General features: G+C 62.2%; 14 protein-coding genes. 9 read left to right on the top strand and 5 right to left on the bottom strand.

Annotation, left to right across the window (positions count from 1 at the left end; translation table 11 throughout):
- Nucleotides 1–21: 21 nt before the first annotated feature.
- Nucleotides 22–1,029 (bottom strand): N-acetylmuramidase domain-containing protein, encoded by a 1,008-nt coding sequence (locus tag FVW59_RS13850; RefSeq protein WP_148064948.1) that lies wholly within the window; start codon nucleotides 1,027–1,029, stop codon nucleotides 22–24.
- A gap of 284 nt (nucleotides 1,030–1,313) precedes the next feature.
- Between FVW59_RS13850 and FVW59_RS13845 the strand changes: the two genes are divergently transcribed.
- The 9 genes from FVW59_RS13845 to FVW59_RS13805 all read left to right on the top strand — a co-directional run bounded on the left by FVW59_RS13845 (nucleotide 1,314) and on the right by FVW59_RS13805 (nucleotide 12,446).
- Nucleotides 1,314–4,223, top strand: coding sequence for a peroxidase family protein (locus FVW59_RS13845; RefSeq protein WP_148064947.1), 2,910 nt, complete (start codon nucleotides 1,314–1,316; stop codon nucleotides 4,221–4,223).
- On the top strand, nucleotides 4,220–5,269 hold the full coding sequence (locus FVW59_RS13840; protein WP_148064946.1) for a catalase family protein: 1,050 nt from the start codon (nucleotides 4,220–4,222) through the stop codon (nucleotides 5,267–5,269). Before FVW59_RS13845 ends, FVW59_RS13840 begins: the two co-directional genes overlap by 4 nt.
- Nucleotides 5,266–5,721 carry a hypothetical protein gene (locus FVW59_RS13835; protein WP_148064945.1) on the top strand — a complete coding sequence of 152 codons (456 nt, stop codon included), beginning with the start codon at nucleotides 5,266–5,268 and terminating at the stop codon, nucleotides 5,719–5,721. The genes FVW59_RS13840 and FVW59_RS13835 overlap by 4 nt, the downstream gene beginning before the upstream one ends.
- Nucleotides 5,721–7,019, top strand: a complete 1,299-nt coding sequence (locus tag FVW59_RS13830; RefSeq protein WP_148064944.1) for a hypothetical protein — start codon at nucleotides 5,721–5,723, stop codon at nucleotides 7,017–7,019. The genes FVW59_RS13835 and FVW59_RS13830 overlap by 1 nt, the downstream gene beginning before the upstream one ends.
- 10 nt (nucleotides 7,020–7,029) lie before the next feature.
- A complete protein-coding gene (locus tag FVW59_RS13825; RefSeq protein WP_222711519.1) occupies nucleotides 7,030–8,517 on the top strand; it encodes a Dyp-type peroxidase in 1,488 nt (495 codons plus the stop codon).
- The gene (locus FVW59_RS13820; RefSeq protein WP_148064943.1) at nucleotides 8,517–9,695 is read left to right on the top strand and encodes a catalase family protein; all 1,179 of its coding nucleotides are present in this window, start codon (nucleotides 8,517–8,519) and stop codon (nucleotides 9,693–9,695) included. Before FVW59_RS13825 ends, FVW59_RS13820 begins: the two co-directional genes overlap by 1 nt.
- A 235-nt stretch (nucleotides 9,696–9,930) precedes the next feature.
- A complete protein-coding gene (locus FVW59_RS13815; RefSeq protein ID WP_148064942.1) occupies nucleotides 9,931–10,206 on the top strand; it encodes a DUF4212 domain-containing protein in 276 nt (91 codons plus the stop codon).
- A gap of 1 nt (nucleotide 10,207) precedes the next feature.
- On the top strand, nucleotides 10,208–11,938 hold the full coding sequence (locus tag FVW59_RS13810; protein ID WP_148064941.1) for a sodium:solute symporter family protein: 1,731 nt from the start codon (nucleotides 10,208–10,210) through the stop codon (nucleotides 11,936–11,938).
- A gap of 25 nt (nucleotides 11,939–11,963) precedes the next feature.
- On the top strand, nucleotides 11,964–12,446 hold the full coding sequence (locus FVW59_RS13805; protein WP_148064940.1) for a hypothetical protein: 483 nt from the start codon (nucleotides 11,964–11,966) through the stop codon (nucleotides 12,444–12,446).
- A gap of 83 nt (nucleotides 12,447–12,529) precedes the next feature.
- On the opposite strand, the gene FVW59_RS13800 is transcribed toward FVW59_RS13805, so the two are convergent.
- The 4 genes from FVW59_RS13800 to FVW59_RS13785 form a co-directional block, all read right to left on the bottom strand.
- Complete coding sequence (locus tag FVW59_RS13800; protein ID WP_148064939.1) at nucleotides 12,530–14,623, bottom strand: alpha/beta hydrolase family protein; 2,094 nt, start codon at nucleotides 14,621–14,623, stop codon at nucleotides 12,530–12,532.
- The gene (locus tag FVW59_RS13795; RefSeq protein WP_148064938.1) at nucleotides 14,620–15,048 is read right to left on the bottom strand and encodes a hypothetical protein; all 429 of its coding nucleotides are present in this window, start codon (nucleotides 15,046–15,048) and stop codon (nucleotides 14,620–14,622) included. Before FVW59_RS13795 ends, FVW59_RS13800 begins: the two co-directional genes overlap by 4 nt.
- Before the next feature lie 405 nt (nucleotides 15,049–15,453).
- Nucleotides 15,454–15,645, bottom strand: coding sequence for a hypothetical protein (locus tag FVW59_RS13790; protein ID WP_148064937.1), 192 nt, complete (start codon nucleotides 15,643–15,645; stop codon nucleotides 15,454–15,456).
- A gap of 99 nt (nucleotides 15,646–15,744) precedes the next feature.
- The gene (locus tag FVW59_RS13785) at nucleotides 15,745–17,025 is read right to left on the bottom strand and encodes a ribonucleotide-diphosphate reductase subunit beta (protein ID WP_148064936.1); all 1,281 of its coding nucleotides are present in this window, start codon (nucleotides 17,023–17,025) and stop codon (nucleotides 15,745–15,747) included.
- Nucleotides 17,026–17,039: the final 14 nt, after the last annotated feature.

The following is a 17,039-nucleotide window of genomic DNA, read 5'->3' as shown; positions in this document are numbered from 1 at the left end:
CGGGGCGCCTGGCCGCAGTGGCTATGCCGCGTCCGCTGTTGCCGGGTGCAGGAGCAGGCGGAACTCGCGGAACCAGCGCGCCAGCTGTTCGTGGTAGCGGTGGGCTTCGTAGCCCGGGCCGTTGTAATAGCGGGCAACCCGGCGGAAGTCGGCTTCGCCGGGCACGGCGCAGGTAACGCTGTCGGCCCTGCCACGCAGAAAGCGCGCGACAAAGGCGACCTGTTCCGCCACCGGTGCAGTGAACAGGGCGCTGGCGCTGGCAGCGCCAACCCGCTGGAAGTTCTCCCCCATGATTTGCCCCAGCCCCAGGCTCATGGAACGCATGCGCAGTTCCTGCAGGGATTCTCGCGGGTGCTGCTCATTCAGTCGTGACAGATAGTGCTGTTCGAAACGCGGGCGGATAACGCCCGCGGTTTCCTGGCGGATGATGGACAGCACCCACTCGGGTTGCACGGCAATACCGTCGTCGCGGGCAATGGCGAGACAGGCGTGTCGGGCGAGTTCACCATAGCGTGCGAGAATGCCGCGGCAATCCAGGTAGTTCCGCTTGTGCAGTGCATTCAGGTGGAAAATGGCATCGTCGAAGTTGCCGGTCATGATGTCGCAGCGCTCCGTGCGCTCGATGGCCACCTCGGCCATGCGTTCCAGGGTCGCGACCGACAGCGTGCAATCGGGAATGGCGGTGATCAGGCGGCTGGCGGTATTCCAGCGGCAGGGATAGCACAGGGCTTTGCGGCTGACAGTCCGTGTCAGGCCGTGCTCGACCTGGAACTGAGCGACGCCGCGGTTGGTGCCGCGCCCGAAGTCGCCGTCTATAAGGAAGGCGCCGGATGCGGCGGTGGAGTAGCCTAGGAAGACCATCAGGCGTTGCACGGCACAGATGGCCGCCTCGCCCGCCGAGGCGCGGGTCAGTTGCGGATCGCCGTCGAGGAAGCGCGCCAGATCGGATTGCCAGATCCGGTTGTCGTCTTCGGGGTGGGTAATGATGCGACGAATCCGCGCATCCTGGAGGTGCAGTTCCAGTGCCATGCGCGGCCTCCTTTTTCGCAGGTCATTGCCGTTTCCGGTTGCGGGTTTGCCACGGCGCAGTGTTGAGTGTAGACCCGGTGCTAACGCCTCTCCAGCGCCAGGTGACAAGCGCAGGTGCCTTTTGCAATCCATCGCCCTTGAACTACCTTTAGTGATCAGCAGTCGCGTGGTTTTGCACCCAGGCTTCTCCGGGCTGCGTTGATGTAGTGGCCACAGCACCTGCGATAACACGCCTGGCAACCGCTCACAGCGAGGCGCCGGGGTTTGCGTTGAGGGGGGTGTGTATGAGAGTCATTGTCCCGCGTTGTCTTGTTCCGGTCGTACTGGCCGGTGCGTTGAGCGCCTGTTCCGAGTCACAGGACAGTGACAAAACCGGTGAGCAGGCCAAGTCCGATACCTCCGCCTGTGTCTCACTGCTGCGGGCGGGGTTCCGGGATTTCCCCGACGATCGCTCCCGGCGTTTCCTGGGCAAGGTGGGAGAGGACGCTGCGCGCTGTCGCGGCGGTCAGCGCGCGATGGACTACCGCCATACTCCCTGGGTCGATTGGGCCAACTACTGGGCCGCCGGCGATATGACAAGCCGGGAGGACCCGGATGGCCCGCTGACCCTGATTGGCGAACATATCAAGCCCGATGGCCGCGGCGTTGACGGCGCGCTGATGGATCTTGAGTACCAGCGTATCGAGCTGATCAAGTTCAACCTGTTCGACAATGACACCTACGAAACCTATGTGAAGGGGCGCGGCACCGACGACGACCGGGTCAGCGGGCCCAATGTCAAAGTGTGGCCGGAGATGCGCCTGACGCCGTCGGATCCGGCATTTGCCGCGGTAGGCGGCGAGGGCGAGCAGCGCTGCAGCGGCGAACTGGTGCGCTACCGCACCCTGACCGGTATTTGCAACGATGTATTCAACCCCAGGATCGGCGCGACTGGCACGCCCTTTGCGCGCAACGTTTCCTTTGATGCCACCTTTCCGCGCCTGCAGCTGAACGAGCTGGCGGTGAATCGCCACCGGGACGAAGAGCACGGCCTGCGCATCGGATTGCTGAAGCCCGATCCCCAGCGCATCAGTCGCGAACTGTTTACCCGCCAGCAGAGCAGCCCCGGGGACTGCGACCTCGGCAGGGGCAGCGCCTGCGACTATCTGCCGGCGCCGTTTTTCAATGTGCTGGCCGCCTACTGGATCCAGTTCATGACCCACGACTGGTTTTCCCACACCCGGGAAGGCCGCAACCGACCGGGGCTGGAAGCGGTGGGCTGCGATGATCCCGAGGCCACCGGGTGCCGGCCGGGCGACCGCGCCGAGCGTATTATTACCGCCGCCACAGGGCCGGCGCCGACCTTCGAGCACGGGGGCGCCAGCTACCAGAAGCGGGCGCACACCACCACGCCGAACCTGGTCACTGCCTGGTGGGATGCTTCGCAGATATACGGCTTCGATGACGTCTCTGCCCGGCGTGTCCTGCGCGATCCGGACGACCCGGCAAAGCTGTTGCAACCGGAGGGTTACCTGCCGCTGTTTTCCAGCTGCCTTCCGGACTGTCCGATGCAAAGCCAGTGGTCGGGCCAGGAAGTGGCGGCCTTCCCGGCCAACTGGAGCATTGGCATGAGTTTCTACCACAACCTGTTTGTGCGTGAGCACAATCACTTTGTGGATGCCTTCCGCAACCAGCAGCGGGAGCGGCCGGATCTCGACTCGGGCCTGCGCAATCCCGCGCGGCCCAACGACGTGATCCGCTACGCGCAGGTCAGCGACGAGGAGATTTTCCAGGCGGCGCGCCTGGTGGTGGCGGCCGAGATCGCCAAGATCCACACCATCGAGTGGACCACGCAGTTGCTGTACGACGAGCCCCTGTTCCTGGCGATGAATTCCAACTGGTTCGGCCTGTTCAACGTGGGCGAGGCAAACCCGGTTTCCCGTGTGCTGGACCGGATACTCGATCGCCAGCGCAACCTGCCGAGCAAGGTGTCGGCGAAGGCGGCGGACAAGCTTGGCAGGGAGGGCGGCGGCGACAAGGACAACGCCATCTACTCGGTGTTTGCCTCTGGGGCCGGCATTTTCGGGCTCAACAATCGCATGGGGCGCGACTGGGATATCACTGACCCGGCGGACCTCAACCGCGGGGTCAATCACTTTGGCGCACCCTTCAATTTTCCCGAGGAGTTCACCACCGTCTATCGCCTGCACCCCTTGCTGCCGGACATTATCGAAATGCGCGATACGGAGCAGCCGAATCGCATCGGCGGCTCCGTTCCCGTAGTGGCGACAGTGAGAGGCGCGGCGAGTGGGTTGATGCGCGAGCACGGCCTGGCGGACTGGGCCCTCAGCATGGGGCGGCAGCGGCTGGGACTGCTGCACCTGCAGAACCATCCGCTGTTCCTGCAGAACCTGGAGATGCCCCACCTGGAATCACCCAGCGGCCAACTCGATATCGTTGCGCTGGATGTACTGCGCGACCGCGAACGCGGCGTGCCGCGCTTCAACGAATTCCGCCGCCAGATCGGGCTGAAGTCGCTGTCCGGCTTTGATGATTTTATCGACCAGCGCCTGGCGCCGGATGACCCGGCCCGCAAACAGCAGCAGGCCGTGATCGACAAGCTGCGGGCGCTGTATGGCACCCACACCTGCGATGCCTCGAAGATCATCAGCACCGCCCAGCGCGACGACGAAGGGCAGTTTATAAATGACTGCCTCGGGCATCCGGACGGCAGCGTGGTCGACAACATCGAAGACGTGGATACGGTGGTCGGCTGGCTGGCGGAATACACCCGCCCCCACGGATTCGCCATCTCCGAAACGCAGTTTCACATTTTCATTCTCAACGCGTCGCGGCGGCTGTTCAGCGACCGCTTCTTTACTTCTAGTTTCCGTCCCGAATTCTATTCCCAGCTCGGTTATGACTGGGTGCTGTACAACGGCTCCCTGGAGGGTTGCCCCTATCCGCCCGAGGATCGGGAGGGGCGCGGTAAAAACTGCTACGAACCGGAGCAATCCAACGGCCATCACACGCTGGTATCGCCGCTGAAGCGGCTGCTGCTGCGCAATGTGCCGGAGCTGGCGTCGGAGCTGCGCCATGTGGTCAATGTGTTTGACCCCTGGGCCAGGGATCGCGGGGAGTACTACGACCTCAGCTGGAAGCCGCGACAGGACGCCATCGACGACCCGGCCTTTGGCGGCGCCGGGCAGCCATGAAGCGCTGGCTCCGGTTGCCGGCCGGCGCGCTGCTGGGCCTGTTGACCGTCGCCTGCAGCCCGCGGGTGGAGCCGCTGGCGCCGGGCGCGGAAAAGGTGTCCGGTGAAGAGGCCCGCATCGCCGCGGCGATGATAGAGGCGACCCGCGATATCAGCCTGCAACGCGATCCCGAGGGCCTGCTGCATCGCTTCAACCAGGTCAAGACGCTGGGCTGCGTGCGCGGTGAATTCAGGGTGCTCGACGACCTGCCTGACCCCCTCGCGGCAGGACTGTTCGCTGCGCCGGGTGCGCGCTACCCGGCCACGCTGCGCTATGCCAATGCCACCACCCACGACGACCGGGACAAGGACTTCCGCGGCCTGTCGATCAAGCTGGGCGGCGTTAGCGGCGAGCCGCTGTGGGGCAAAGCGGGTACCCAGGACTTTCTGCTGAACTCCTATCCCCGCCTGTTTGCCGCTACCCCGGAGGATTTTCTGTCCTTCATCGAGGCGACCCGCGACGGCCAGGTGTGGCGTTACTTCCTCAACCCGGCGCACTGGTACTCATTGCCGGTGGTGTTGCGCGGACGCACTGAAACGGATGATCCCTTTGCCCTGCGCTACTACAGCACCACCCCGTTCCGGCTGGGCGGGGAGGGCACGGCAGTGAAGTACAGCGTGCGGGAGTGTCCGGGTACCGGACGGGAGGTGACGGTCGACAAGAGCGGAGACTTTCTCAGTGCGGCGATGGCGGCGCGTCTCGCGGCGCAACCGGTGTGCCTGGAGTTCTTGGTGCAGCGGCAGGGGGATCCACTTGCCATGCCGGTGGAAAACGCGGCGGTTATCTGGGACGAGGAGCTGTCTCCCTTTGTACCGGTGGCCCGCATCACCGTGCCCGACCAGGATTTCCGGGCGCGCTCCCGGGACTGCGAGGCCATGAGCTTCAACCCCTGGCAGTCGCTGGCGGCCCATCGCCCGCTGGGGGGGATCAACCGGGTACGGATTGCTGTTTACGCCGAGCTGGCCGAGTTCCGGCAGGCTGAAAACCGGCGCAGGGGGAAACCATGAGCGCACAGGAACGGGTGGAGAAATGGCTGTCGATGGACCGGGAGTCACTGGACGAGGTCTACCGACAGGCTTCGGCCGGGGCCATTCCCGAGGGCGACACCCGGGGTACTGCCATTGTCGCCGGCGCCTTGCTGGCGCGCTGGTACGCGCGGCTGGCGCGCCTGTTTGCCTGGCAGGGCAAGGTGTTTGACCTTTACGGGCCGGGCAAGGAAGTGGGCATTCTGGTGAACAAGATCCTGCCACTTGGGCTGACCTTTATCGTCGCCAAGGTCTACCGCGATGCCAGCTGGATGGACGGTCGCGAAACCATTGTCATCGACTACGGCACCACCTCCTTCCTGGCCCGCAACATCCGCGACGAAATCCGCGAAGTGGAGCCCGGTGTGTACCTGGGCAAGGTGTGGTGGGGGAAAACCCGGATTCTCGACTTCGCCCTGACCCGGAGCGACTGATGACCCCCCAGTCCACCCTCATGATTGCGGCGCCTGTCTCCAGCGGTCGTGAGAACGCGCTGGGCGCATTGCTGGCGACGCTGAACCGGCGCCCCGGTGAGGCGGACCCCGACAATCCGCTGGTGCCCTTTGGCCAGTTCGGCCAGCTGCACATGGCGCGCTTTACGCTGCTGTATGCCCGTACCAACGACGATATCCGCGCACACGGCGTGCGCCCCCGGCCCTGGCCCCCGACCCTGGTATTTATCGCTGACGTCGATGGCGATACCGACCGGTTCCTGGCGGAACTCTGTCTGCGCGCCGGTGACGGCCTGCGGCAGATTTTTTCCCACTGTCGGGACTTCGACGCCGGGTACGATGACCTGCTGCCGTGGATGCGCCGGCGCAACCGTCGCCCCGCCGCCAGCTATGTGAACTGGCGCGGTCGCAGCGTGCAACAGGTGCGCGAGGAGGAAGCCCTGGCATGCTTTGTACGCCGCCACCTGGCCGCGACGCAGGGTGAATCCGATGACGCGCGCGCAGTCCACGGGCGCCTGCGCGAAGCGGTGCTGGAGGAAGTGGCTGAACTGCGTCTGCGGCTGTCGCCTGCAGCGCCGACGCCAGCCGGCTGGTGGCTGGGCAATCTGGTCCACCTGCTGGCCATCCCGCTGGCGGGCCTGTTGCTGCTGCCCCTGCTGTTGTTGCTTGCACCGCTTTACCTGTGGCGTCTGCGCCAGCTGGAGCGATCGGACCCGGAAAACACCCGGCCGCCGGAACCGCAGCACCTGCAGGCCCTGCTGGCGGTGGAGGACTTTGATGTCACCAATCACTTCAACGTGTTCGGCCAGGTGAAACCGGGCCTGCTGCGGCTGCTGACGATCAAGGCGGGCCTGCTGTTGCTGGATTACACCTCACGCCATATCTACCGGCGCGGCTATCTCACCCGCATCAGGACGATTCACTTCGCCCACTGGGTATTGCTGGACGGCAACGCCAGGGTCTACTTTGCCAGCAATTACGACGGCAGCGCCGAAAGCTACATGGACGACTTCATCAACAAGGTGGCCTGGGGGCTGAACCTGGTGTTCAGCAATGGCATCGGCTATCCGCGCACGCGCTTCCTGCTCAAGGGGGGCGCCGAACACGAGGGCAATTACAAGGCCACGCTGCGCCGCAACCAGCTGCCGTCTGAAAGCTGGTACAAGGCCTACCCGGGGCTGACGGCGGTGGACCTGGCGCGCAATCACCAGATTCGCGCCGTGCTCGAGGAAGCCCGCCCCGGCGAACAGGTGCTCCGTGACTGGGTCGGCCTGCTGTGAGGTGACCGCTGTGACATCGCCAGGCAGTGCAGTGGCCTTCGACGACGTGCAGGGGCTGGTGCGTTTTGGTCACGGGCACCTTTCCCGCAGCGTGTTCCACCTGTTGTGGATCGTTGACGTGGAGGCCGCCCGGGCCTGGCTGCAGCAGGCGCCGGTCACCAGCGCCGCCGCCGGGGGTGAGCGGCCCGCGCAGGTACTGCAGCTGGCCTTCTCCGCAGCGGGCCTGTGTGCGCTGGGTATAGACCGGGAGATCGTCAGCGACTTTTCGGCGGAGTTCAATGCCGGTATGGCCGGGGACAGCAATCGCAGCCGGCGCCTTGGCGACATCGGTGCCAACGACCCCGGCCGGTGGCGCTGGGGGGGCGCCGGCGCCAGTGCGCCCCATGTCCTGTTGCTGCTGTACGCGGACGATTCCCGTATCGAGGATTGGCAGTCGGAACTGTTCGACGCCGCCTTTGAGCAGGCCTTCGAGCGCCGCATTGCATTGCCGGGCGAGTTGGGGGCGGGGCGCGAGCATTTCGGCTTTGTGGACGGCATCAGCCAGCCGGAGATCGACTGGCAGGGTGATCGGTCTGTCGACAGCCACCGGCGCAGTACCTACAGCAATCGCCTGGCGCCGGGTGAAATTCTGCTGGGATACCCCAACGAGTACGGGCTCTACACCCGGCGGCCCCTGCTGGATCCCGCGCGCTGCCCGGCGGCAGCGGTATTGCCCGAGGCCACTGAACAGCCGCAGCTGAAGGACCTGGGCCGCAACGGCAGCTATCTCGTGCTGCGCCAGCTGAGTCAGGATGTCCCCGCATTCTGGCAGTTCCTTGACAGAGTGGCGCAGGGCGATGAAACCCGGCGCGAGCAACTCGCCCAGGCGATGGTCGGGCGCAAGCGCGACGGTGAGCCACTGCTGGAGGCCAGGGGTCTCAACGCGTTTGACTACGACGACGATCCAGCCGGGCAGCGCTGCCCCCTCGGCGCCCACGTGCGCCGGGCGAACCCGCGGACCGGGGATTTTCCGCCCCACAGCAGCGGCATCTTGAAGCGGTTGTTGCGCACACTGGGTTTCGGGTCGCAGTCGGGACGGGATGACCTCGTTGCCGCAACCCGCTTCCACCGGCTGCTGCGTCGGGGGCGTATTTACGGCGGCGCCCTGGGCGTGGCGGAGGCACTCGCGACGGAAGCCGGCGGTGTGGCGTCCGAGGAAGAGCGCGGCCTGCTCTTTGTCTGCCTGGGCGCCAGCATTTCCCGCCAGTTCGAGTTTGTGCAGAACGCCTGGCTGGACAGTGCGAAGTTTGCCGGCTTGCGGGACGAGTCAGACCCTCTGCTGGGGCATCGCCAACCCATGCCGGGCGGACTTGCCACCGACCACTTCAGTATTCCCCGGGCCGGTAGGCCCGCGGACCGGGTGGAGGGTCTGCCGCAGTTCGTCCAGGTGCGCGGCGGCGAGTACTTCTTCCTACCGGGCCTGCGGGCCCTGCGTTTTATCGCCGGGGGCGGGCAGTAATGCTGCGGCCACTGCATCGCCTGCTGGTGAAACTGCTGGAGGTGGAGCGGCGCCTGGAACCGTTTTTCCGCCCCCAGGTGAATCACTTGCTGCGGGAACCGGCAGCGGTAGTGCTGCAGTGGCTGATCAACGCCCGCCGCGAGGACGAGTGCCTGCAAATCGCCGAAGAGCGAATTTATGAATGGGAGGAGCAGGCGCTGGACGACATCATCCAGCTGATGTCACAGCAGATGCGGGGCCGCTTTGCGCCGGGAAAATTCGAGCGTGGCGGTAACACCAAGACCCACGGCCTGGTGCGGGGCACGGTTGTCATCCGCGATGACCTGCCGGCCCGGATGCGGGTGGGTCTGTTTGCCACAGCGCGCAGTTACCCGGCCTGGATCCGCTTTTCCGGCCCCGGCCCGGATGTACCCAGGGACATCCAGGATGTCGGCTTTGGCAGCATGGCCCTGAAAATCATGGATGTGCCGGGGCCAAAGATCATGGACGACGAGCGCTTCACCCAGGACATGATGGGTGTGGTAACGCCGACCTTTGTTACCCGCAACGCGAGGGACAACGCAAAGCTGCAGGACTGGAGCCTGCGCAATATGCCCATCTACTACTTTCTCAACCCCTTCGACTCCCACCTTCTCGATTTCCTGATGCAGGGCCTGTGGAACGAGACCCAGTACAACCCCCTCGGGCAGCGCTACTACAGCTGCGTGCCCTACCTGCTGGGAGAGGGCCAGGCGATGCAGTATTCCTTTGTGCCGCTGACGCCGGTGGTCCGCGACATTCCGGGCGTGCCCTTCGGCCGGGTGCCGGACAACTACCTGCGGGACAACATGGTCAGGACGCTGGACGCCGGAGGGGTTGAGTTCGACCTGATGTTGCAGTTGCAGACCGACGCCCATCGCATGCCGATCGAGAATGCGGGGGTGCGCTGGCCGGAGAAGCTTTCGCCCTTTATCTCTGCCGCCACCATTCGCATTCCGCGGCAGACTTTCAATACCCCGGCCCAGTTCGATTTCACCCGCCAGCTGACCATCAATCCCTGGCACTGCCTGCACGAGCATCGGCCGCTGGGCAACCAGGGGCGCGCGCGACGGCGGATGTACTACGAACTGTCGCGGCTGCGCATTGCCGAAAACCGCACCGAGCACCGCGAGCCGACTGGAGACGAGGTCTTTGAGTAGAGCTTGAGAGATAGCGCAACACACCCGGCGCCGGTTTCGGCGCACCTCACCTGACGCCTGATTTTTTCTACACCTGATCAACGCGGTGGCTGTATTGCCCGCGAGCATTGCCGATGGCTGCTGGCCGTCAAATAGGCCTTTCAGGGTCGGCCCCGGGCAAAGCCGAATCGTGGGAAAGGTCCACGATGTTATAGTGCTGCACTCTCGTCATAACAAAGCTAAAGGAGACGCACTTATGCCCAGGCTGACAGAACAACAGGCCGCGGCCTACTGGAAGCGCAATCTTGCGCTGATGGCCAAACTCCTGGTGATCTGGTTTGTCGTCAGCTTCGGCTGCGGCATCCTGTTTGTGGATGCGCTGAACCAGATACAGATCGGTGGCTACAAGCTGGGCTTCTGGTTCGCCCAGCAGGGATCGATCTACGTATTCGTCGCCCTTATTTTCTATTACACCCGGCGCATGACCGCCCTGGATCGCGAGTTCGGGGTCGACGAAGACCAGGGTGCCTGAGATGGATCTGCGCACACTCAGCTACATTGTGGTCGGTTCGACCTTTGCCCTGTACATCGGCATTGCCATCTGGTCGCGGGCCGGCTCCACCAAAGACTTCTACGTCGCCGGTGGCGGCGTGCACCCGGTGGCCAACGGTATGGCCACCGCTGCAGACTGGATGTCGGCAGCCTCTTTCATCTCCATGGCGGGAATGATCGCCTTCATGGGCTACGGCGGTTCTGTATTCCTGATGGGCTGGACCGGCGGCTTTGTGATTCTCGCCATGTTGCTGGCGCCCTACCTGCGCAAGTACGGCAAGTTTACCGTACCGGAGTTTATCGGCGATCGTTTCTACTCGCGCTCGGCGCGGGCGGTGGCGGTCATCTGCCTGATCATCTGCTCGGTCACCTATGTCATCGGCCAGATGAAGGGCGTGGGGGTGGCCTTTTCCCGCTTCCTGGAGGTGGAGTACGACACCGGTCTCTATGTCGGCATGATCATCGTATTCTTCTACGCAGTGCTCGGCGGCATGAAGGGCATCACCTACACCCAGATTGCCCAGTACTGCGTGCTGATTCTCGCCTACACCATTCCGGCGGTTTTCATCAGTCTGCAGCTGACCGGTAATCCGATCCCGCAGTTGGGCCTGGGCAGCGCCATGGCGGGTACCGACACCTACCTGCTGGACCGGCTCGACCAGGTGGTGACCGAACTCGGCTTCGACCGGTACACAACGCACGAGAGACTATCGACACTGAACATGTTCGCCTACACCGCCTCGCTGATGATCGGCACCGCGGGTCTGCCCCATGTCATCATCCGCTTCTTTACAGTGCCGAAAGTGAAAGATGCGCGCTCGTCCGCGGGCTGGGCTCTGGTGTTCATCGCTATTCTTTACACCACAGCCCCCGCCGTGGCCGGCATGGCACGACTGAACCTGATGCAGACCATTGAGCCGCAGCCGGGCAATTACCTGGCCTACGAAGAGCGGCCACAGTGGTTCAGTAACTGGGAGAAAACCGGCTTGCTGGCCTTTGAGGACAAGAACGCCGACGGCCTGATCCAGTACAGTGCGAATGCCGGGACCAACGAAATGGTCACCGTCGACAACGACATCATCGTACTGGCCAACCCGGAGATTGCCCGCTTGCCGAACTGGGTCATCGCCCTGGTGGCGGCCGGCGGTCTGGCGGCGGCCCTGTCCACTGCGGCGGGTCTGTTACTGGCGATTTCATCGTCCATTTCCCACGACCTGCTCAAGGGCATGATCGCGCCGGATATCAGTGAAAAGGCCGAACTGATGGCCAGCCGGATTGCCATGGCGGTGGCTATCGTCGGTGCCGGCTATCTCGGCCTCCATCCGCCGGGCTTTGCCGCCGGTACTGTGGCGCTGGCCTTCGGGCTGGCCGCGTCCTCCATCTTCCCGGCTCTGATGATGGGTATCTTTTCGAAGGCCGTGACCAGAGAGGGCGCCATCGCCGGCATGGTGGCGGGGATCGGTGTGACCCTGCTCTACGTGTTCCAGCACAAGGGCATCATGTTCATGCCTGGCACCGCTTTCCTCGGCGATTCACCGGAGAACTGGTTCCTGGGCATCGAGCCCAATGCCTTTGGTGTGGTTGGCGCTATCGTCAACTTCACGGTGGCCTTCGCTGTATCGAGGGTGACTGCGCAGCCGCCGGCGTCAGTGCGGGAACTGGTCGAGAACATCCGCGTGCCGGCTGGCGCCAGTGCGGCGCGGGACCATTAAAGCGCCGGGCGGGAGTGCAACTCGCATGCTGACCAACAAGCACGTTGTCATCGCCCTGCTGGTTGCGCCGTTGCTCTCACTGCTGGCCTGGTTCGGTGTCGGCCAGCTGGCAGGTGAACAGCCCCGGGCTGCGGTGGCGGGGCAGGTCTATCCGCTACTGGAGAAAAGCAATTGCCGCTACGCGAGCGGTACCTGTGAACTGGTGAATGGCAACGTCAGTCTGCAACTGCAGGTTGTGCGCGCAGACGACGCACCGCTGCTGGTGCTGACCTCCAGTGTCAGCCTGCAGGGGGTTGCGGTCGCCGTCGTTCCCGCGGGTGCGGCCGATGGTATTGCCCCGAGTACGATGCACAGCAGCAACGACGATACCACCCGTTGGCAGTTGCCGCTGGCGGCGCCACTGGCCGAGGGAGATCGCCTGCGCCTGGTCGCGGCGACAGCGCAGAACCGCTTTACTGCGGAGCTATCCACCCGCTTCAGTCGCGCGGAAGTTCGGGTAAGCCGGTAGCCCGGAGGTGGTCTATCACCGCAGTGGGGAACGAGGGGTGGCGTATGGTGCCCTGCACTGCATACCGCGCCTGAAAAGTTCCCCTATTCTTCACCTTCAGAAGTGGCATCTGAATAATCAAGCCCCAACTTCTCCCTGGCCTCAAAGCTTCCTGCGCGGGCCGCCTTGCTATAGAAGTACTGCGCGCGCTGGGCATCGGGATAATAGCCATCATCATCAAAGGACTGCGCCAGCCGCAGGCTTTCATCCGCTACAATCGCTGAGAATGTCCCACTGGTGAAATCATCCAGGCCGAGCTTGCGGCGGATAAAGTCGTCTATCAGTGCAAACTGATGCTGATCGCCATAGTAGGTGGATTGACCGTGGCCTTCGCCAGGGTAGAAGTGGTATTCGAATTCCTTGCCCAGTGCCTGCAGCGTGTATTTCATGCGATTGCTGTGCTCAAAATCCGCGATTTCGTCCTCGGTACCAGCAATCAATAAAATCGGGCGCTCCAGGCGATGAGCCAGATACAGCGGAGAGCGGGCTTTCAATTCGTCCAGGTCATCGCCCATTATTTCAGACATGGTCTTGCGAAAGGACTCGCTCGCCTTGAACTTGCTTGCACTGAAGATCAATGGCAGGTCATAGACGCCATACATCGCAACCGCGCATTGGTAAAAGTCCGGGTCAGCCAGCGTGAGCATCACCGATGAATAGCCACCATAGCTGAGACCGATGGCACAGGCCTGGCGGTAACCAAAGCGTTCCCGGACTGCGTCTACAACCGTCCCGATATCGCGCTCAATCAATTCGCCGAACTGTGTTTTCCCTGCATCGGCGAAGGTTCGGCCATATCCCGCGGAGCCACGAAAATTGACCCGCAGGACGGAGTACCCGCGACTGGCAAAGTACTGCACTTCAGGGTTGAAGTCGTTGTAGTCGCGCATACCGATCGGACCACCGTGGGGCATAACCAGCAGTACGCCATTGTTCCCGGATTGCGGTTTGGTTAGAAAGCCTTCTAGTGCAATACCATCTTCCGCAACCACCGAGATCACTTCGGTCCTGGCCAGCTTGGTATCGACCAGAGCCGGATTGATGTACTCAATGAGCTCGGCGCGCCGGGTCGCGGGGTCAAACAGGTAAATGGTGCCGGGGTCATCATCCGCAAATACACCAACGACCCTTTGATGACTTAACTTATCTACCGAGAGAGTCAGGATCTGCTTGCCCGGAAAAGCCTGTTGCAGCAGGTGTAAGTCCCGGGATGAGTCGCTGAACAGGTACTTGGTGCTGTAGCGGCCATGGTCGAAAAATGACACCGAGACCACATCGCCGGTCGAGCGGTCAATTTCTGCATCGACCAGGTCGTAACGATCATGCAGATAGAGCGGCTGCCCAAATTCGCCGGTGCGCGCATCGTAGTGGTAAATGGCGATACGATCCGAGGCGACATTCGTCAGCACCGCAAACTGCTGGTTGCCCAGGTTGGCGAGCCATTTGAAATGCAGATCGCGGTCAGCGCTACTGAAAAGCTGTTTCCAGGTGTTCTGGTTGTGCTCCAGGTACCATACGCTGGAGGTCTCCTTCTCTTCGTCCCAGTGATATGAAAAGTATGTCGAAGAATCAGGGTCATAACTGTAACGCAAAGCCCCCTCATGCGGATGCTTGAAAGCAGTCTCTTTAGTGAATTTTCCAATACGCATGTTGCTGACTGATGCGGTAACGATTTCGTTCTCGCCATCTTCATCTGTCCGCACATAGAGTATCTGGTCGCTTTGATGCCGCAGTGGATCAAGAAGATATCCCGGCTCCTGGATTCGATGTCCGAGCGACTTCTTACCGAGATTGGATGGGGTGAGATCAATTATCTCCTGCGTAAAAAAGCGCTCGAAAACCATGTAATTCGCGTAGAGAGTGTCTTCATCGACCCAGGTAAATCCCAGCAGTCGGTTGTTCCGGTCAAAATTCAGCAGTGGGTAGTATTTTCCAGTTGCCACATCGACGATGAATATGCCACGTTCATCCCCTTCGTTCAGGTAGGCCGCCAGGTATTTTCCGCCGGGGCTGAGTTCGGGCAGCGATATTCTGTTGGGCTTGAACAGATCTTCACCAGTAATAGGCTGCGCCAGCGTCCCGGCAGAGCAAAAGCCAAAGCTTGCACTAAGCAAAAGCACAAACAGTAATTGCTTCATTGCCCTTCTCCGGTGGCCTCTGCGCCGAGGGACTGCGCAAATCTAAAGAAGTCATCCGTTCCGGGGCCGGCATAGGTGAGCGGCATGGTCGACATCACCTGGGGAAAGTTCTCTTCCATGAACTCCAGCGCCAGTGAAGATTGGTTTATGAGAGAGAAGCTGGCTGGGCCGCCAAACCAATTCGCGTTTTGAATCCTGAAATCGCCAACGTAATTCACTGTCCCGGGGCTTACCCGGAAAGAGAACCCTGCGCCATGAACACTGTAGTAATGGGTGCTGGTGAGTGAAATCCGCGAAAACTTGTAGTCCCCGGCCTGCAATTCCACCAGAAGATAACGATCTCCCTGTTGTAACTCCTCCCAGGGCAGGAAAATATTCTCTTCGCCAACGACCGTCAGCTTGAGCAGATCAATATTGGTTTCCACCCCTATCAGAACAAGTCCCTCGCCGGGTGCAAGGGAGTAGTGCCCATCCTGTTTGATACTGTTTGCTTTGAAAGAGCATGCAGAAACTAACGACAACAAAACTACGGTTAACAGCCGAACCACGAGCTATCCTTGTCCATTCTTTATTTTTCCTGCGTACGATTAGAGCAGTCGATGGAGAAGTGGTCAACGTCGATGTCCCGGTAAAGGAATATTGTGGAAGCCCGGGTACGCAGGTTGCCTTGTCGTCAGGAAGTGCAGCAAAAGAATGCAGTATGCCGCACTCACCAATGTGGGCAGTCTGGCGCAGTGTGCGAATTCATGAGAGAGATGGGCTGACAGCCCCCGGATGGCGGGGGCTGTTAAGCGGCGCCGGGGGACGGCGCCAGCGAGCGGAGTCGGCGGTCAGTGCAGTACGCGATCCGGCCGCATCTCTTCCTGCAGGCTGGGTTGCTTGCCGGCACTGGCGGCCTCTTCCTGCACGTAGGTACGCAGGCGGCCGACCACACTGGTCATCACATCAATGGTCTGGCTGATCTGATCCAGCGCCATCAGTACCGTTTCGCTATCCTTGGGCGTTTTGTCGCGGTCATCCATTGCTGGTCCCTCGTTGCTGCCTGTTATTGGATACGGCTGTTTCACTCTGGTGTAGCGCCCGGCGCGCAGGGCGCCGGGCCGGTTGCCTGGCAGGCCCCATTAATCCCAACTCAGGGCGCCGCCAGTCTGGTACTCGATGACCCGGGTCTCGAAGAAGTTCTTCTCCTTGCGCAGGTCCATGATCTCGCTCATCCACGGGAAGGGATTGGCCGCGCCGGGGAACTGCTCGGGCAGGCCCAACTGCGACAGGCGGCGGTTGGCGATGAAGTGCAGGTACTCCTCCATCATGGCCGCGTTCATGCCCAGTACGCCCCGCGGCATGGTGTCGCGCGCGTATTCGATTTCCAGCTGGGTGCCCTCCAGGATCATCTGGATCACTTCCTGCTTGAAGGCATCGGTCCACAGGTGGGGGTTTTCCAGCTTGATCTGGTTGATCACGTCGATGCCGAAGTTCAGGTGCATGGACTCGTCGCGCAGGATGTACTGGAACTGTTCCGCCACGCCGGTCATCTTGTTGCGGCGACCCATTGACAGGATCTGGGTAAAGCCGCAGTAGAAGAAGATACCCTCGGTCACGGCGTAGAAGCCGATCAGGTTGCGCAGCAGGGTCTGGTCGTCTTCCACCGTACCGGTTTTGAAGGTCGGGTCCGACAAATGGTGGGTGTGGGACAGGCTCCAGGTCGCTTTCTTGGCAACCGAGGGCACTTCCCGGTACATGTTGAAGACCTCGCCCTCGTCCATGCCCAGCGACTCGATGCAGTACTGGTAGGCGTGGGTGTGGATGGCTTCCTCGAAGGCCTGGCGCAGCAGGTACTGGCGGCATTCGGGGTTGGTGATCAGGCGGTAGATGCCCAGCACCAGGTTGTTGGCCACCAGCGAGTCGGCGGTGGAGAAATAGCCCAGGCTGCGCTTGACGATACGGCGCTCGTCCTCGGACAGCCCTTCCGGGCTCTTCCAGGTGGCCACGTCGGCAGTCATGTTGATTTCCTGGGGCATCCAGTGGTTGGCGCAGCCGTCCAGGTATTTCTGCCAGGCCCAGTCGTATTTGAAGGGCACCAGCTGGTTGAGGTCGGCGCGGCAGTTGATCATCGCCTTTTCGTCGACGGAGACCCGGGCGGCACCCATTTCCAGCTCTTCCAGGCCGGGGGCTACATCCAGGCTTTCCACCGCGCGAGCGGCTGCGGCGATATTGTCAGCCGCCACTTCCGGCGGCACAGCTTCACCCCTGCTGGCAGGCGCTTTGAGCGCGGCTTCCGCCTGCGGTGCAGCGGCGGGCTCAGCCTTCGCCGGGGCCGGTTCGGCCGCGGCCTTCTGTACCGGCGGTGCCGTCCGCTTGGTGTTGGTGCTCTCTTCCTTGTGGTAGTCGTCCCAGTTCAGCATTGTGTTTCTGTCTC

This window comes from Parahaliea aestuarii (assembly GCF_008064635.1).
In the GTDB taxonomy this organism is placed as follows: Bacteria; Pseudomonadota; Gammaproteobacteria; order Pseudomonadales; family Halieaceae; genus Parahaliea; species Parahaliea aestuarii.
Note: the sequence above shows the minus strand (reverse complement) of the source record. Positions and strands in the feature narration are given on the sequence as shown.

What these genes read in the sequence shown, in the direction of transcription:
- FVW59_RS13810 (WP_148064941.1), top strand. Translation starts at nt 10,208, where the DNA reads ATGGATCTGCGCACACTCAGCTACATTGTGGTCGGTTCGACCTTTGCC.
- FVW59_RS13800 (WP_148064939.1), bottom strand. Translation starts at nt 14,623, where the DNA reads ATGAAGCAATTACTGTTTGTGCTTTTGCTTAGTGCAAGCTTTGGCTTT.
- FVW59_RS13815 (WP_148064942.1), top strand. Translation starts at nt 9,931, where the DNA reads ATGCCCAGGCTGACAGAACAACAGGCCGCGGCCTACTGGAAGCGCAAT.
- FVW59_RS13790 (WP_148064937.1), bottom strand. Translation starts at nt 15,645, where the DNA reads ATGGATGACCGCGACAAAACGCCCAAGGATAGCGAAACGGTACTGATG.
- FVW59_RS13850 (WP_148064948.1), bottom strand. Translation starts at nt 1,029, where the DNA reads ATGGCACTGGAACTGCACCTCCAGGATGCGCGGATTCGTCGCATCATT.
- FVW59_RS13840 (WP_148064946.1), top strand. Translation starts at nt 4,220, where the DNA reads ATGAAGCGCTGGCTCCGGTTGCCGGCCGGCGCGCTGCTGGGCCTGTTG.
- FVW59_RS13845 (WP_148064947.1), top strand. Translation starts at nt 1,314, where the DNA reads ATGAGAGTCATTGTCCCGCGTTGTCTTGTTCCGGTCGTACTGGCCGGT.
- FVW59_RS13785 (WP_148064936.1), bottom strand. Translation starts at nt 17,025, where the DNA reads ATGCTGAACTGGGACGACTACCACAAGGAAGAGAGCACCAACACCAAG.
- FVW59_RS13830 (WP_148064944.1), top strand. Translation starts at nt 5,721, where the DNA reads ATGACCCCCCAGTCCACCCTCATGATTGCGGCGCCTGTCTCCAGCGGT.
- FVW59_RS13835 (WP_148064945.1), top strand. Translation starts at nt 5,266, where the DNA reads ATGAGCGCACAGGAACGGGTGGAGAAATGGCTGTCGATGGACCGGGAG.
- FVW59_RS13805 (WP_148064940.1), top strand. Translation starts at nt 11,964, where the DNA reads ATGCTGACCAACAAGCACGTTGTCATCGCCCTGCTGGTTGCGCCGTTG.
- FVW59_RS13820 (WP_148064943.1), top strand. Translation starts at nt 8,517, where the DNA reads ATGCTGCGGCCACTGCATCGCCTGCTGGTGAAACTGCTGGAGGTGGAG.